The organism is Streptomyces sp. NPDC001868 (genome assembly GCF_040297125.1).
Classification (GTDB): domain Bacteria; phylum Actinomycetota; class Actinomycetes; order Streptomycetales; family Streptomycetaceae; genus Streptomyces.
The window spans coordinates 61,361-76,832 of record NZ_JBEOYO010000017.1 but is presented as its reverse complement, the minus strand read 5'-3'; the positions used below and the strand labels follow the sequence as shown (position 1 = coordinate 76,832).

Below are 15,472 nucleotides of genomic sequence, written 5' to 3'. Positions count from 1 at the left end.
GTGGCGGAAGCGGGAGGGTGTCGGTCGGGGTGGGGGGTGGTCAGGGCGGGGCGGCGGCGGTCACCGTCTCATGGTCATGATGATCATCATGCCGACCCGCGCCGGGTCCGGCGAAGCCAGGGTTCGCCGTCGCGATGGCACACGTCACCCTCGCCGCCCGCCCGTCCACCGGCTCCGACTTCCGCTTCGGGACGAGCAGTTCACCCCCGCCCGCCAGCGCGGCGGCCTCCGCGACGGACGGGGTGCCCACGGTGCCGAGGACCGCGTCGGACGGGTTCGGCACCTCCACGGCGGCCAACTCCGCCACCGAGTAACTCACCAGGGGAACCCCGAGGCCCTCGGCGGCCCGCACGAGCCCGGGCTCACCAGCCTTCGCGTCGACGGTGGCGAGCGCGACGACCGCATCGGGTGGAAGACCGGCCTCCCGCAGGGTGCCCTTGACCAGGCCGAGCACCTCCGCCACCGGCGCACCCGTGGAGGCGCCCACACCTACAACGAGTGCTTTGAACACAGGCTCAGCCACAGCCGCGCCCCTTGAGGGGCGCGGGGAACTGCGCGACAAGCCACGACGAACCCGCACCCGAAACCCGACCTCCCCACTCCGCACTCACCCGGGGCGCCGCAGCCAACACCCCCCACTCATCCGGTAGCAAGTACGCATGGCGGTCTTCGTGGCACTCGGCGCGTTCCTGATGACCCTGCTCGGCGGCTGGACGGCACAACGCGTGACGGACCGCCGTCACCTGGTGCTGGGCCTGGCCGGCGGCCTGATGCTGGGCGTGGTCGGCCTCGACCTGCTCCCCGAGGCCCTGGAGGCCGCCGGCGACGAGGTCTTCGGCGTCCCCGCCGCCCTGCTGCTGTTCGTCGCCGGTTTCCTCCTGGCCCACATGGTGGAACGCCTGCTGGCCGCCCGTCAGGCGGCGCACGGGGCGGAGGAGCACAACGGCCGTACGCCCCAGGTGGGCCTGACGGCCGCCGCCGCGATGGTCGGACACAGCGCCATGGACGGCGTCGCGATCGGTGCGGCCTTCCAGATCGGCGAGGGCATGGGCATCGCGGTCGCGCTCGCGGTGATCGCCCATGACTTCGCGGACGGCTTCAACACGTACACACTCACGAGCGTGTACGGCAACGCCCGCCGCCGCGCGCTCGCGATGCTGTTCGCGGACGCGGCGGCCCCGGTGGTGGGAGCCGCCTCCACCCTGCTGTTCACGATCCCCGAGGGCCCCCTCGGCTGCTACCTCGGCTTCTTCGGCGGCGCGCTGCTCTATCTCGCCGCCGCCGAGATCCTCCCCGAGGCCCACCACGAACACCCGGCCCGCTCCACCCTGCTGTGCACGATCGCCGGGGCGGGCTTCATCTGGCTGGTGGTGGGGGTGGCGGAATGAACAGAACGCGGCGACGGGCGTGCGGCGGGACCCTCCGGACCCTCCGGACCCTCCGGACCCGCTCATGACGTCCGGCATCTCTCCACGAACCGCCGCGCGACCCCCGGCTCCGCCGCCCAGTGGGTGTGCAGATAGCTCGCGTGCACCCCTCGCCGCACAAACCCCTCGACGCGCGGGGGCGGAGTCCGTATCCCCCAGGCGGGAGTCGCTCCGGCCCCCGGCTCGACGACCGTCCGGTGGAACTCGTGCGCCCGCATCCGGGTCCCGGCCGGCGCGAGCACGCTGTCGGTGACGGCCACGGCGTCCCGGTAGCCGAGGGTCAGCCGCTCGTCCATCCGGGCCGTCGCGTCGAGCACCCCGCACATGGGCCGCCCGTCCAGCTCCCGGCACAGATAGAGCAGCCCGGCGCACTCGGCGGCCACCGGAGCCCCGCCGAACGCCAGCTCGGCGACCGCCTTCCGCAGTGGCTCGTTGGCGGACAGCTCGGCGGCGTACATCTCGGGGAACCCGCCGCCGATCACCAACCCCCGTGTCCCGTCGGGCAGTTGCTCGTCCCGCAGCGGATCGAAGACGACGACCTCGGCCCCGGCGGCGGTCAGCAGTTCGGCGTGCTCGGCATAGGAGAAGGTGAAGGCTGGCCCACCGGCCACGGCGACCACCTCCCGCCTCCCCGTGACGTCGGCGACGGGCGGCTCCCACGCCGTACCCGACAGCGGCCCGGCGGTCCGGGCCAGCGCGACCAGCGCCTCCAGATCGCATCCGGCCCGCACCTGCGCGGCCATCGCCGCCACGGCCTCCACCGCCGCGGCCTGCCGCTCGGCGACCGGGACCAGTCCCAGATGCCGGGACGGCGTGTCCACCTGGGGTGCCCGCCGCAGCACTCCCAGCACGGGCACACCGGTCGACTCCAGGGCGTCCCGCAGCAGTTCCTCGTGCCGGTCCGAGGCGACCTTGTTGAGGATCACGCCGCCCATCCGCACCTCGGGGTCCCATGAGGCGAACCCGTGCACCAGCGCCGCCACCGACCGTGACTGCGACGACGCGTCCACGACCAGCACCACCGGCGCCCGCAGCAGCTTCGCCACATGCGCGGTGGACGCCAGTTCGCCCTGCCCCGAGGCCCCGTCGTACAGCCCCATCACACCCTCGACGACGGCGATGTCGCACCCGCGCGCGCCGTGTGTGAAGAGCGGCGCGACCAGCTCGGGGCCGCACAGATATGCGTCGAGGTTCCGCCCCACCCGCCCGCTCGCGAGCGCGTGGTACCCGGGGTCGATGTAGTCCGGCCCCACCTTGTGCGGGGACACGGCGAGGCCCCGCTCGGTGAGCGCGGCCATCAGCCCCGTCGCCACGGTGGTCTTGCCGCTGCGCGAGGCGGGCGCGGCGATCACCAGCCGGGGCACGGACGGCAGCGAAGCGGAGGAAGGGGAGGAAGGAGAGGAAGGAGAGGAAGGGGAGGAAGCAGTCACGATGTCACCACTCGATGCCCCGCTGGCCCTTCTGGCCCGCGTCCATGGGGTGCTTGACCTTCGACATGTCGGTCACGAGGTCCGCGAAGTCGACGAGCTTCTCGGGCGCGTTCCGCCCGGTGATCACGACATGCTGGGTGCCGGGCCGGTTCCGCAGCACGTCGATCACCTCGTCGGTGTCGATCCACCCCCAGTGCAGGGGGTACGCGAACTCGTCCAGCACATAGAGCTTGTAGGTCTCGGCCGCCAGGTCCCGCTTGACCTGCTCCCAGCCCTCCCGGGCCTTGTCCTCGTTGTCCATCTGACCGTCGCGCTGCACCCACGACCAGCCCTCGCCCATCTTGTGCCAGTCGACGGACCCACCCTCACCGGACGCCCCCAGCACCCGCAGCGCGTTCTCCTCGCCGACCTTCCACTTCGCCGACTTGACGAACTGGAACACCCCGATCGGCCACCCCTGGTTCCAGGCGCGCAGCGCGAGCCCGAACGCGGCGGTCGACTTGCCCTTGCCGATGCCCGTGTGCACGAACACCAGCGGACGGTTGCGACGCTGACGAGTCGTCAGTCCGTCGTCGGGTACGACACTCGGCTGTCCCTGCGGCATCTACGCCACCCTCCTCGAAGTCCCCTGCGTGCCCTGCACGCCCTTGGCGCCCTGCACGCCCTTTGCGCCCTGCGTTCCCTGCACATCCCGGACCAGCCCGGCGATGGAGTCCGCCCGCAGCTCGTCCAACGTCACCGCCGTACCGCCCAGTTCACCCGCGAGCCGCCCGGCGAGGCCCAGCCGGACATGGCCCGACTCGCAGTCCACGACCACGGACGCGTGGCCCTCGGCCGCGAACAGCCGTGCCGCGCGCCCGGCGAGCGCGACGGGCTCCGGCCCGCCGGTCGCCCGTCCGTCGGTCACCACGACGACCAGCGGCCGGCGCGCGGGGTCCCGCAGCCGCTCCACCCGCAGCACGTCGTGCGCCTTGAGCAGCCCGGCCGCGAGCGGCGTCCGCCCGCCCGTCGGCAGCGACTCCAGCCGGGTCGCCGCCGCGTCCACGGACGAGGTCGGCGGCAGCGCCACCTCGGCGGCCGACCCCCGGAAGGTCACCAGCCCCACCTTGTCCCGCCGCTGATAGGCGTCGAGCAGCAGCGACAGCACCGCGCCCTTCACGGCACTCATCCGCTGCCGCGCCGCCATCGACCCGGAGGCGTCGACCACGAACAGCACGAGGTTCCCCTCACGCCCCTCCCGGGTCGCCTGTCGCAGATCGTCCCGCCGTACGACCAGTCCCGGCCCGGACCGGCCCCGCGTCCGCTGATGCGGCGCGGCGGCCTGCACGGTCGCCGCCAGATGCAGCTTGGTCAGCGCGCCGCGCGGCCGGCGCGCCCCGGTCGTGCGCCCGTGCTCGGTCCGCGCCCGCGAACGCCGCCCGGCGGCACCCTCCCCGAGCCCCGGCACACTCAGCACCTTCGTACGAAAGGGTTCGGCGGCCCGTACGGCGGACTGCTCCCCGGCGGCGGGCGCCTGCGCCGGCACGCCCTCCCCGGACTCGGGCTGAGCACCACTGTCGCCGCTCTGCGGCCCCTCGGACTCCGGAGCGGGCGGCTGCCCACCACCGGGCCCGTCGGGATCGGGGTCGGGGTCGGGGTCGGGATCGTCGTCCTGCGAGTCGGTCGAGTCGGTCGAGTCGTTCGGGTCCTGCGAGTTCTGCGGCGGTTCCGCGTACTCCTCCAGCGTCTCGTCGAGCTTGTCCTCGTCGAGGCCGGGCGCGTCGAACGGGTTCCGGCGTCGCCTGTGCGGCAGCGCGAGCAGTGCGGCCTGCCGCACATCGTCCGCGAGCACCTCGGTCCGCCCGGCCCACGCGGCGAGCGCGGTCGCCGTCCGGGCCATCACGATGTCGGCCCGCATCCCGTCCACCTCGAAGGCCGCGCAGGTCGCCGCGATCTGCCGCAGCACCCCGTCGCCCAGCACCACCGACGGCAGCAACTCGCGTGCGGCGACGACCCGTTGCCGTACGTCGGCCTCCTCGTCCGCCCAACGGGCCGCGAAACCCGCCGGATCGTCGTCGTAGGCGAGCCGCCGCCGGACGACCTCCACCCGCTGGTCCGGCTCCCGCGAGGCGGCGACCTCGACGGTCAGCCCGAACCGGTCGAGCAACTGCGGCCGCAGCTCGCCCTCTTCGGGGTTCATCGTCCCGACGAGCAGGAACCGCGCGGCATGCCGTACGGAGACGCCCTCGCGCTCCACGTACGAGGCGCCCATAGCCGCCGCGTCGAGCAGCAGGTCGACCAGGTGGTCGTGGAGGAGGTTGACCTCGTCGACGTAGAGGATGCCCCGGTGCGCGTCCGCGAGCAGGCCCGGCTCGAACGCCTTCACGCCCTCGGAGAGCGCCCGCTCGATGTCGAGGGCGCCGACGAGCCGGTCCTCGGAGGCGCCGACGGGCAGTTCGACCATGCGGGACGGCCGGGTCTCGAACGCCGGTTCGTGCGGCCCGTCCGGGCACGCGGGGTCCGGATTCGTGGGATCGCAGGAGAACCGGCACCCGACGACGACCTCCACCTCCGGCAGCAGCGCCGCGAGCGCCCGCACGGCGGTGCTCTTGGCGGTGCCTTTCTCGCCGCGCACGAGCACACCGCCGATGCGCGGTGAGATGGCGTTGAGGAGCAGGGCGAGTTGCAGGTCGCCCTGCCCGACGACGGCGGTGAAGGGGAAGTGCGAGCTCACGCGTTGGTCCCTCCTACGGGTGAATGGGTGAGACGGGGGTGGCTTGGTGGCTCATGGGCGATCAATCTGGTGCCGTGCTCCCTGCCCGAGCGGGGATGGCCCGGCCATGTCGCCTCGCATGGGCGGCGTTCTCGTCTGCTCCCCGCGCCTGCGGGGATTGCCGGAGACAGGGGCGCCCTCATCCGGGCACCCCCGGCGCCCCCGGCGGCACGAACGGCAACCCCGCCGGCGCCCCCGACTCGATGAGCCGCCACAGCGCGTCCGTGTCCGCGTGTTCCTCGATCAGATCGCCGAGCCGGTCCAACTGCTCCTCGCGCAGCGCGGCGAACGAGGTGTCGGCGGCCGGTACGAAACGGCGCCCCGAAGCGGCGGCCACCTCGCGCAGGAAGGCCCGCCGGAACCCGTCCGACTCCAGCGACCCGTGCCAGTGCGTGCCCCAGGTCTGCCCGACCCGACAGCCGTCCAGGAAGGCTTCCCCGCCCAGCACTTCGGCGACCCCGTGATGGATCTCGTACCCCTCGACCCGCTCCCCGAGGGCCTCACCGACGGGCCGCGTCAGCGTCTTCTCCTCGGCGAACCGCACCCGGACGGGAAGGACTCCCAGCCCCTCCACCCGCCCCCGCCGGCTCTCGACGTCGTCCTCGATGTGCTCCCCGAGCACCTGGAACCCGCCGCAGATCCCGAGCACCGGCCGCCCCTCCGCCGCACGTCGCAGGACGGCGTCAGCGAGGCCCCGCTCCCGCAGCCACTCCAGCGCCCGGACGGTGCCCCGGGTCCCCGGTACGACCACGAGGTCGGCGTCGGCCAGTTCCTCGGCCCGGTCCACGAACCGTACGACGACACCGGGTTCGGCGGCGAGCGCGTCCACATCGGTGAAGTTGGACATCAGCGGGACCGCGCACACGGCGACCCGCAGCACGTCCTCCCCGACGGGCGGCGCGACGTTCGACTCCCGGACCGTCCCGCGCAGCGAGACCCGCAGTCCGTCCTCCTCGTCGATGCCGAGCCCGTGCCGGAACGGCAGCACCCCGTACGTCCGCCGTCCGGTGAGCCCGTGCAGCATGTCGAGCCCCGGCTCCAGCAGGGAGACGTCGCCCCGGAACTTGTTGACGAGGAACCCGGCGACGAGCGCCTGGTCCTCGGGCGAGAGCAGCGCGACGGTCCCGAAGAAGGACGCGAACACGCCCCCACGGTCGATGTCGCCGACGACGAGCACGGGAAGCCCGGCGTTCCGGGCGATCCCCATGTTGACGATGTCGGTGCGCCGGAGATTGATCTCGGCGGGGCTGCCGGCCCCCTCACAGATCACCGCGTCGTACGTGCTCCGCAACTCGGCGAGACACTCCAGCACGGTCCCGAGCAGCCGCTGTTGCCGTCCGCCGTGGTACCCGCGCGCACTCATCTCCCCGACGGGCTTGCCCAGCAGCACCACCTGACTGCTGCGCTCACCCCCGGGCTTCAGCAGCACGGGGTTCATGAGCGCGGTGGGCTCCACCCGGCAGGCCTGCGCCTGCATGGCCTGGGCCCGCCCGATCTCCGCGCCCTCCTTCGTCACGAAGGAGTTGAGCGACATGTTCTGCGCCTTGAACGGCGCGACCTTGACGCCCTGCCGCACCAGCCACCGACAGATCCCGGCGGTGACGACACTCTTCCCGGCATCGGAGGTCGTCCCGGCGACCAACAGCCCGCCACTCATCCCTGACTCCTCGACCGCCGCGCCGAGCGCCCCGCGACGCGCCCCCGCAGCACCGCCGCACCCGCACCGACCCCCAACGCGAGCCAACTCACCCGCCGGGACAGCCGCACAGCCCGCTCGATGTCCCCCACGACGACGGCCCGCCCCTCCCCATTCAGCACCGGCCGATGCTCGACCCGCCCCCCGTACGACAACGTGCCCCCCAATCGCACTCCGAGCGCCCCCGCGAACGACGCCTCCACCGGCCCCGCGTTGGGACTCGGATGTTTCCCCGCGTCCGCCCGCCAGGCCCGTACGGCACCCCGGGCGTCCCCGCCGACGGCGGCGGCCAGCATCGCGGTCAGCCGGGCACCCGGCCAGCCCACGACATCGTCGAGCCGCGCGGAGGCCCAGCCGTACCGCCGATACCGCTCCGACCGGTGCCCGACCATGGCGTCCAGCGTGTTGACGGCCCGGAACCCCACAAGCCCGGGCACACCCGCGACGGCCCCCCACACGAGCGCCCCCACCACCGCGTCGGAGGTGTTCTCGGCGACGGACTCCACGACGGCCCGCGCGATCCCGTCCGCGTCGAGCGCCTGCGGATCCCGCCCGCACAGATGAGGCAACCGGGCACGAGCGCCCTCAAGATCCCCGGACTCCAAGTACCGCCCGACGGCCCGAGCCTCGCGCCCGAGCGAGGTCCCCCCGACAACGGCCCAGGTGGCGGCGGCGGTCAGGGCGACGGAGGCCGTACGCGACGGCCGTACGGCGGACGCGGCGGCGGCTCCCAGCGCCACGGCGCCGCCCGCGCACACCGCGGTGTGCAGCGCGCCCCACCCCCGGTGGTCCCGCCACAGCACCCGCTCCACGGCACCGGCGGCCCGCCCGAACGCGGCGACCGGATGCCCCCGGCGCGGATCGCCCAGCAGCAGATCACCGAGAAGTCCGGCGGCGGCGCCGTACGCGAACACGCGATCGGCACGCATCGGTTCAGCCGTTCACGGGGTCGGGCAGGGACCGGGCGTCGAGCCCCGACGGGCAGCCGCGCATGGCGCACATGGCGATGTGTCCTCACTCAGGGTGTCCACGCCCTGGTTCGACGAGACCGACGGCGAGAGTTCCTGGCTCCCGGGAAGGGCTTCGAGAAGCTCCCCCGGTGACAGTGGCGGGACCGCGCCGGACTCGCACCGGCTTCCTCTCCTGCCGTCGTACATGGCCCCGGCAGTCCACCACGCCCCCGGAAGACCCGTCAACTTGCTGTTGACCTGCGGCGCAGCGGTGTGCTGAGGCCCACACCGCCGAAATCCCGTCAGACACCCGAATCGGCTCCTTCCGCGCTCTTCCCCGATGCCCGGGCCGGGAACACCTGAGGGAACGACAGGAAGTGGCCGCCGGGCCGAGCGCGTCATGGTTCGTGACGCGAACTCACACAGTGACGCGCTGCTCGTCTACCGCTACGCGCCGTGGTGTGGTTTTCTGGCGGGGCTTGTGGACCCGGGAGCGGGCGGATCGTGAAGTTCCGCCCGGGGGACGGGAGGTGCGCACATGGCAGACCGAGCGAGGGGAACCGCCTCGGCACGCACGGGGAAGTCGGACGCCTGGCGAGAACGGGTGACCGAGGCCGCCCCACTGGCTCTCTTCTGCTCCGTGATGGGCGTGCTGTCCGTCGGAGCGGGCGCCCTGGCCGGGCTTCTGGTGCCGGGCGGTGATGTGCGGGCCCTGGTCTGGCTGGTGGTGACCGTCCTCGGTGCCGCCGGGGCCGGCCTGTGGTGGGGACTGACCCCGGTCACGGAACGGCTCCGGGTCCTGAACCGGGCGCTGGGGGAGGCGCGGCCCCGAAGGCCGCACCACCGCTGACGAGGCCGCCCCACGGCCCCGAAGGGCCGTGGGACTTCCGGGCTCAGGTCATGATGAGCGAGATGCCGTACGCCACTGCCGCCGCGCACAGCGCGAAGCAGACGTACGCCCCGGTGGTCGCGAGCGCCACCGAGTCGCCCCGGGTCGACGCCTCCTCCCGCTTGGAGAGGCCGACGATGCCCAGGGTGAAGAGGCCGACGAGGGCCACGGTGACCACGAGGCTGACTCCGAAGACGGAGCCGAGGGCTGCCCAGTCGATGTGCATGGTGGTGATCTTCCTCAGGGGGTCGCGGGGCTCAGACGGCGGGCGTCGGCGTGGACGCGTTCGCGGAGGCCGTGGTCTCGGCGGCGGGGGCCGGGATGGTCGCCGTGAGGTCCTCGGTCACGGTGCCGGCCGGCGGCGGTGTCACGGCCGCCATCGCCGTGGTCACCACGCCCGGCGACTCCTCGGCGTCGTTCACGTTGGTGTGGTCGATGACCTCACGGCGTGAGACCACCCAGATCGCGGCGCTGGAGGCGACGAGGAAGACCGCGACGACGGCGGTGCCCCAGCTGCCGAAGGACGTCACCCACTCGGCGAGCGCGGCGACCAGCGCGGCGGCCGGCAGCGTCAGACCCCAGGCGACGAACATCCGGGTCGCGGTGGACCAGCGGACCACCCCGCCCTTGCGGCCGAGGCCCGCGCCCATCACGGCACCGGAGACCGAGTGCGTGGTGGAGAGCGAGAAACCGAGGTGCGAGGAGGCCAGGATGACCGTGGCCGCGCTGGTCTGGGCGGCGAAGCCCTGCTGCGGCTGGAGGTCGGTCAGGCCCTTGCCCATCGTGCGGATGATGCGCCAGCCGCCGAGGTAGGTGCCGAGGGCGATGGCCGCGCCGGCGGAGACGATGACCCACACCGGCGGGTCGGAGTCGGGCGCGAGGGCGCCGCCGGCCACCAGGGCGAGGGTGATGATGCCCATCGTCTTCTGGGCGTCGTTCGTGCCGTGGGCCAGCGAGACCAGACCGGCGGAGGCGATCTGTCCGGCGCGGTAGCCCTTGCCGGAGGCCTTCTCGCTGGTGTGCCGTCCGAGCCGGTACGTCAGCCGGGTGGCGAGCAGCGCCGCGACACCGGCGACCAGCGGGGCGGCGACGGCGGGGATCAGCACCTTGGTGACGAGCACGTCACCGTGGACCGAGCCGACGCCGACCGAGGCGATGGTGGCGCCGATGAGGCCACCCATCAGGGCGTGCGAGGAACTGGAGGGGAGCCCGACGAGCCAGGTCAGCAGGTTCCAGAGGATGGCGCCCACGAGCGCCGCGAATATGACCTCTGGCTGTATGCCGGACTCGTCGACGAGCCCCTTGGAGATGGTGTTGGCGACCTCTATCGAAAGGAACGCGCCGACAAGGTTGAGCACGGCGGACATGGCCACCGCGACCTTGGGCTTCATGGCGCCGGTCGAGATGGTGGTGGCCATCGCGTTGGCGGTGTCGTGGAAACCGTTCGTAAAATCGAACGCAAGCGCGGTGATGACCACGATCGCGAGGATCAGCGAGAAGTTTTCCATTTACCCGGTCTTCTTTTGGATGTCAGTGGCACGTGGACCGTAGGCAACCTGGGTGAACGGAAGATGAACTGGGACGGGCGCGGGGGTGTAGTGAATGCGGTGCCGCCGTTCCGCTTGTGTGTCGGCGGATGTGTCGAGCTCGACGGAGCGGCGGCCTGGCGTTCGAACTGAGGCGGAATGCCGAGGTCCGGTGGCTCTTCGCCCCTCGGCGGACACCCGCGCCCCTCGGTGCGTCACCCCTTGGCGAACTCCTTCAGCCGGCCCGTCGAGCCGTTGAAGAGATTCTGGTCACCCGGCAGGCTCCCGCTGCCGTTGTCGTACTGCCAGATCGTCCAGAACTTCCACCCCGCCGGGAGCTCCCCGGCCCCCGAGGAGTCGTACCGGGCCAGCCACAGCGCGTGGTTCCGGCCGAAGGCCGCGCTGTTGCCGGTGCAGGTCTTCCACCAGTGCGTGGTCGTGTAGATCACCGGACGGCGGCCCGTGAGGCGCTTGACCTCGTCGCTGAACGACGCGATCCAGCCGACCATCCGGCTGTCGCTCAGTCCGTAGCACTTCTTCTTCTTGTCGTACGGGTTGTACTCGATGTCGAGGGCCGGCGGCAGCGTCCGGCCGTCCGCGCGCCAGCCGCCGCCGTTGTCGACGAAGTAGCGGGCCTGGGCCTTGCCGGACGACCGGTTCGGCACCGCGAAGTGGTACGCGCCGCGGATCAGGCCCGCGCCGCGCGAGCCGTCGTACTGCTGGCCGAAGTACGGGTTGCGGTAGGTGGTGGACTCGGTCGCCTTGACGTAGACGAACTCGGCGCCCTTCGACCTCGCGCTCGACCAGTCGACCTTCTTCTGGTGCGAGGAGACGTCGTGCCCCTTGGGCTTGGCGGCGGCCGAGACGGGGATCTCGGCGAGCGCGGTTCCCCCCAGGGCGAGTGCCGCGACGGAGGCGGCGAAGGCGCGGTTGCGACGACGGGACGGCTGAAGAGTTCGGGCCATTGGTTTCCCCCCGGAATGGCTGTTTGTGCGACAAAACATCCGGAGGCTACTGGAAGATCACCGAATCCCGGTCGATCACCGGCCAATCACCAACACCGGGCGATGTATGCGTACATGGGCTCTTCCGGAGGCCCGCTCTCGGTCCTGCAGTGCCCGCGCCCGGGACCCGGCGACGCGATCCGCCTGGCAGGATCACGGCATGGCTGAGCAGCGGAGCGGCACCCGGGACGAGCGGGACGCGGGTGGGGATTCTCGGGGTGCGCGAACCGTACGGCGGCGGGGCGTGCCGGACGACGTGGCGCGCGCGTGGGACGAACTCGTCGCGACGGCCCGCCGGACGGTGGCCGACGGTCTGGTCGTCGGCACCTCCGGCAACGTGTCCGTACGCGTCGGGGACACCGTCCTGGTCACACCGACGGGAGTGCCGTACGACCGCCTGGCCCCGGACGACGTGACGGGCGTGGACCTCTCCGGCCGGCAGGTCCTCGGCACGCTCCGCCCGACGAGCGAACTCCCCATGCATCTGGCGATCCACACCACCACCGACGCCCGTGCCGTCGTCCACACCCACGCCGTCCACGCGACGGCCGTCTCCACCCTCGTGGACGAGCTGCCGCTGATCCACTACATGTCCGCGGCCCTCGGCGGACCCGTCCGCGTCGCTCCCTACGCGACCTACGGCACCCCCGAGTTGGCCGAGAACATGCTCCGTGCCTTGACGGAACGCACGGCTTGCCTCCTCCAGAACCACGGCACGATGGCCTACGGGAACACGCTCTCCGAGGCCTACGACCGCACGACCCAGCTCGAATGGATGTGCAGGGTCTGGCTGACGGCCTCCTCGGTCCCGGGCCTCGCCCCGCACCTGCTCACCGGCGAACAGCTGAGCGAGGCGGGCGAACGGCTCCGGGGGTACGGCCAGCCGGGGTGAGGCGCCTCCGGCACCAGGTCCGCACTGCCGTCACCCCCGTCACCCCCGCCCACTGGCCCCCGACGGAGTCCGCCAGGACACTGGTCCCGTGGGTCCAGTCAAAGCAGCAGTCGCCGCCGTCGGAGTCGCGTTCGCGGCCGGCGCGGCCAGTGTCGCCGCGGGCCGGCTGGCGAGCGATGTCGCGCTGAAGGCGCCGCCGGGCGAACCGCTGCCCACGGAACCCCGGCTGACCGTGCACTCCACCGCCGCCGGCCGTATCGCGCTGACCCGGGCCTTCGCCTCCCAGCGTCCCGGCACCTACGGCCTCACCGGCACCGGCTCCCACGCGGTCGTCGGCAACGTCCTGGACGGCGCCCCGCACGCCCCCGACACGGTCGTGCGCCGTCTGGAGCGCGTCACCCACGGCACCCTGGAGCCGGGGGACAAGGTCCGGCTCACCCCCTGGCTCCACCTCGGCGACCCGCGGACCGCCCTCGGCCTCGACCACGACGACATCGGGATCCCCGGCGAACTCGGCACCCTGCCCGCCTGGTTCGTGCCCGCCGCCCGGGACACCTGGGTGATCGCCGTGCACGGCCTCGGAGCCACCCGCGAACACACCATGAACGTCATGGAGTTCCTGCACCGCCACCACTTCCCGGTGCTCGCCCTCGCCTACCGCGGCGACCCCGGCGCACCCCGCTCCCCGGACGGCCTGGGCCACCTCGGCGAGACCGAGTGGCGCGACGTCGACGCGGCCGTCCGGTACGCCGTCAGGTCCGGCGCCGAGCGGGTCGTCCTGCACGGCTGGTCCACCGGCGCCACCATGGCCCTGCGCGCCGCCACGCACTCCGCGCTGCGCGACCGCGTCGCCGGACTCGTCCTGGACTCCCCGGTCCTCGACTGGACGGCCACCCTGCGCGCCCTCGCCGCCGCCCGCCGCACCCCCGGCGCCCTGCTGCCCCTCGCGGTCCGCGCCGCCCAGGGCCGCACCGGACTGCGCGCCGGCCCCGCCGGCCAGGAGGCAGTCCCCTCGGGGCTGAGGGCGCCGACCCTGCTCTTCCACGGCCCCGACGACACCGTCGCCCCCTGGGGCCCCTCCCGCCGCCTCGCCGCCCTCCGCCCCGACCGGGTCACCCTCCGCACGGTCCGCCACGCCCCGCACGGCGCCATGTGGAACGCGGACCCCACAGCCTACGAAGAGACCCTGCGCCGCTTCCTGACCCCGCTGATGTAGCTGATGTAGACGTTCGCGGAAACCTCTCAGCCCCTCCGGCATACTCAGCCCCTCCGGCGTTTGAGGAGCGGGGTCCGGGGCGGAGCCCCGGGGATGGGACGGGTAGGGGCGGCGGGGGCGAACGAATCCGGGCCCACCCCAGACAGGTAGGGCCCATTCCGCTTAGTGCCGAACCAAGGCGATACCCACCCATGTCCCCCCGGAGGGACCCGTGCGTTGGCCACCCCTGTCGCCCGCTGTGACATTCCGTTTGGGTTTTCGGACCGTCAACCGGAAGACTGCCCCCGTGACGTCCCGTACTCCGCGCGACTCCAGGCTCCGACTTGTCAGCCCGCGAACCCTGGCCGCCGCTCCCCGAGCAGCAGTGACCCAGCGCCGCCGACCGGCTCCCCGGCCCCCGGAGGGCACCCCGCCGCCCGTGGAACTCGCCCGCATGGCCCGCGCCGTCCTGGCGGACGCGGCCCGCGTCGCCCACTGGGCCGATGCCGCCCTGCGCCCCGGCCGCGAGAGCGGGAGCCCCGACGGCAAGGGCACCCTCTCCACCGCGACCGCCGAACGGGCCGCGGCCGACCTCGGGCTGACCCCGGATCAGGTCCGCCACGACTGGGACACGGCACGGCTGGCCGGACTCGTCGAGGTGCACGGCGACAGCGCGCGCCCCGGCTGGCGGCTGCGCGCCTGGCACCGCGACGACAGCGCCGTACTGCGCGGCTGGGTCGCGTTCTTCGACGCCTGGTCCATCGCCTACCCCGAGCCCGAGGACCGGGAGCCCGCGGCCGTCGCCGAGGTCGTCTCGGCCATGCCCCAGGTGCTCTCCTTCCTCCAGCTCTCCGCCGGGCCCGTCCCCGTGGAGCAGCTCCTCGACCTCCTGGACCAGCGGGTCACCGAACTGCGCACCGAACGCTGCGAGGTCCCCTACGGCCCCCAGCCCGAGGCCGGCCCGGAACCCAGCACCGAGGACACCCCCCTCGCCCCCCTCCTCGACTGGTCCCTGCGCGCCCTCGCCTCCGTCGGCGCCCTCACCTACGGCGACGCCCAGGCCACCCTCACCCCCCTCGGCAGCTGGGCGGTCTGGGTCAAGCTGGAGCAGATCTGCGTCGCCGCGCAGAGCCCCGCCGGGAACATCGAGGTCTCCGCCGAGGACATGCTCAGAGGCTGCGCTCAGCTCCGCCCGAACGCGGCCCGCGCCGAATACCGCGCCTGGCTCGCCGCCCGCCCCGTCGGCGGCGCCGTCACCGAACTCATCAACGCCGCCCGCGGCGAGGACGCCCTCATCCGCGGCCTCGCCTTCGAGGCGCTGCGCGTCGTCGGCGCCCCCGCCGAACCCGACGTCCGCACGGTCTGCGACGAGACCCCGCTGCGCCCCTACGCCCTGCTCTGGCTCGCCGAGCACGACGGCGCCGACCCCGAGGACGCCCACGAGGTCCTCACCCGCGAGGAGTCCACCTGGCTCTGGGTGGACACCGCGGCCGCCGTCGCCGACCACGGCGAGGCCCCCCTCCTCGTACGGCATCTGGAGTCCGCGGTGCAGCCCACGGTCCCCGCGCTGCTCGCCGAGGTCCGCGCGGTCGGCCACCCCCGCACCGTCCAGGTCCTGGTCGCCCTCGCCGCCGCCCACCCCGACCCGGCCCTCGCCAAGGCCGTCCGCCGCGCCGCCTTCCAGGTGCACACCGGAGGCAGCTGACCGGGA

General features: G+C 73.2%; 13 protein-coding genes, 1 pseudogene and 1 riboswitch. Of the genes and pseudogenes, 5 read left to right on the top strand and 9 right to left on the bottom strand.

The genetic code is table 11. The annotated features are described in order from the left end of the window. Positions 1-91: 91 nt before the first annotated feature. Positions 92-541 (bottom strand): annotated as a pseudogene (locus ABT147_RS21240) (cobalamin biosynthesis protein); the annotation flags it as partial. Positions 542-659: 118 nt separating this feature from the next. Here ABT147_RS21240 and ABT147_RS21235 point away from each other — a divergent pair. Further along, positions 660-1,388 (top strand): ZIP family metal transporter, encoded by a 729-nt coding sequence (locus tag ABT147_RS21235; RefSeq protein WP_351408345.1) that lies wholly within the window; start codon positions 660-662, stop codon positions 1,386-1,388. 62 nt (positions 1,389-1,450) lie between these two features. Here ABT147_RS21235 and ABT147_RS21230 read toward each other — a convergent pair whose 3' ends face one another. The 5 genes from ABT147_RS21230 to ABT147_RS21210 all read right to left on the bottom strand — a co-directional run bounded on the left by ABT147_RS21230 (position 1,451) and on the right by ABT147_RS21210 (position 8,234). Further along, a complete protein-coding gene (locus ABT147_RS21230; RefSeq protein WP_351408497.1) occupies positions 1,451-2,800 on the bottom strand; it encodes a cobyrinic acid a,c-diamide synthase CobB in 1,350 nt (449 codons plus the stop codon). Between the two features lie 61 nt (positions 2,801-2,861). After that, the gene (gene cobO, locus ABT147_RS21225; RefSeq protein WP_033529174.1) at positions 2,862-3,461 is read right to left on the bottom strand and encodes a cob(I)yrinic acid a,c-diamide adenosyltransferase; all 600 of its coding nucleotides are present in this window, start codon (positions 3,459-3,461) and stop codon (positions 2,862-2,864) included. Next, positions 3,462-5,570, bottom strand: coding sequence for a putative cobaltochelatase (locus ABT147_RS21220; RefSeq protein WP_351408342.1), 2,109 nt, complete (start codon positions 5,568-5,570; stop codon positions 3,462-3,464). It abuts the gene before it with no gap. A 178-nt stretch (positions 5,571-5,748) separates the two neighbouring features. Continuing rightward, positions 5,749-7,266 carry a cobyric acid synthase gene (locus ABT147_RS21215; RefSeq protein ID WP_351408340.1) on the bottom strand — a complete coding sequence of 506 codons (1,518 nt, stop codon included), beginning with the start codon at positions 7,264-7,266 and terminating at the stop codon, positions 5,749-5,751. Then, positions 7,263-8,234: a cobalamin biosynthesis protein gene (locus ABT147_RS21210; protein WP_351408338.1), complete on the bottom strand. Its 972-nt coding sequence runs from the start codon at positions 8,232-8,234 to the stop codon at positions 7,263-7,265. Before ABT147_RS21210 ends, ABT147_RS21215 begins: the two co-directional genes overlap by 4 nt. A gap of 107 nt (positions 8,235-8,341) precedes the next feature. Next, a riboswitch (cobalamin riboswitch) is annotated at positions 8,342-8,471 on the bottom strand. A gap of 322 nt (positions 8,472-8,793) precedes the next feature. On the opposite strand from ABT147_RS21210, the gene ABT147_RS21205 reads away from it, so the two are divergent. Further along, positions 8,794-9,105, top strand: a complete 312-nt coding sequence (locus tag ABT147_RS21205; protein ID WP_351408336.1) for a hypothetical protein — start codon at positions 8,794-8,796, stop codon at positions 9,103-9,105. 43 nt (positions 9,106-9,148) lie between these two features. Here ABT147_RS21205 and ABT147_RS21200 read toward each other — a convergent pair whose 3' ends face one another. The 3 genes from ABT147_RS21200 to ABT147_RS21190 form a co-directional block, all read right to left on the bottom strand. Then, the gene (locus ABT147_RS21200) at positions 9,149-9,370 is read right to left on the bottom strand and encodes a hypothetical protein (protein WP_257546910.1); all 222 of its coding nucleotides are present in this window, start codon (positions 9,368-9,370) and stop codon (positions 9,149-9,151) included. A 31-nt stretch (positions 9,371-9,401) separates the two neighbouring features. Further along, on the bottom strand, positions 9,402-10,652 hold the full coding sequence (locus tag ABT147_RS21195) for an inorganic phosphate transporter (RefSeq protein WP_351408334.1): 1,251 nt from the start codon (positions 10,650-10,652) through the stop codon (positions 9,402-9,404). Between the two features lie 233 nt (positions 10,653-10,885). Then, on the bottom strand, positions 10,886-11,635 hold the full coding sequence (locus tag ABT147_RS21190; protein WP_351408332.1) for a lysozyme: 750 nt from the start codon (positions 11,633-11,635) through the stop codon (positions 10,886-10,888). 199 nt (positions 11,636-11,834) lie between these two features. On the opposite strand from ABT147_RS21190, the gene ABT147_RS21185 reads away from it, so the two are divergent. From ABT147_RS21185 to ABT147_RS21175, 3 genes are all read left to right on the top strand, one after another. Beyond that, on the top strand, positions 11,835-12,566 hold the full coding sequence (locus tag ABT147_RS21185; protein ID WP_351408330.1) for a class II aldolase/adducin family protein: 732 nt from the start codon (positions 11,835-11,837) through the stop codon (positions 12,564-12,566). Positions 12,567-12,654: 88 nt separating this feature from the next. After that, positions 12,655-13,782 carry an alpha/beta hydrolase family protein gene (locus ABT147_RS21180; protein WP_351408328.1) on the top strand — a complete coding sequence of 376 codons (1,128 nt, stop codon included), beginning with the start codon at positions 12,655-12,657 and terminating at the stop codon, positions 13,780-13,782. A gap of 433 nt (positions 13,783-14,215) precedes the next feature. Beyond that, entirely contained in the window at positions 14,216-15,466 is a 1,251-nt protein-coding gene (locus ABT147_RS21175) for a hypothetical protein (protein ID WP_351408496.1), read from the top strand. Positions 15,467-15,472: the final 6 nt, after the last annotated feature.

Bases quoted from the DNA above. Each gene is read 5' to 3' on its own strand.
- ABT147_RS21235 (WP_351408345.1), top strand. From the start codon at position 660: ATGGCGGTCTTCGTGGCACTCGGCGCGTTCCTGATGACCCTGCTCGGC.
- cobO (WP_033529174.1), bottom strand. From the start codon at position 3,461: ATGCCGCAGGGACAGCCGAGTGTCGTACCCGACGACGGACTGACGACT.
- ABT147_RS21215 (WP_351408340.1), bottom strand. From the start codon at position 7,266: ATGAGTGGCGGGCTGTTGGTCGCCGGGACGACCTCCGATGCCGGGAAG.
- ABT147_RS21210 (WP_351408338.1), bottom strand. From the start codon at position 8,234: ATGCGTGCCGATCGCGTGTTCGCGTACGGCGCCGCCGCCGGACTTCTC.
- ABT147_RS21205 (WP_351408336.1), top strand. From the start codon at position 8,794: ATGGCAGACCGAGCGAGGGGAACCGCCTCGGCACGCACGGGGAAGTCG.
- ABT147_RS21200 (WP_257546910.1), bottom strand. From the start codon at position 9,370: ATGCACATCGACTGGGCAGCCCTCGGCTCCGTCTTCGGAGTCAGCCTC.
- ABT147_RS21195 (WP_351408334.1), bottom strand. From the start codon at position 10,652: ATGGAAAACTTCTCGCTGATCCTCGCGATCGTGGTCATCACCGCGCTT.
- ABT147_RS21190 (WP_351408332.1), bottom strand. From the start codon at position 11,635: ATGGCCCGAACTCTTCAGCCGTCCCGTCGTCGCAACCGCGCCTTCGCC.
- ABT147_RS21185 (WP_351408330.1), top strand. From the start codon at position 11,835: ATGGCTGAGCAGCGGAGCGGCACCCGGGACGAGCGGGACGCGGGTGGG.
- ABT147_RS21175 (WP_351408496.1), top strand. From the start codon at position 14,216: ATGGCCCGCGCCGTCCTGGCGGACGCGGCCCGCGTCGCCCACTGGGCC.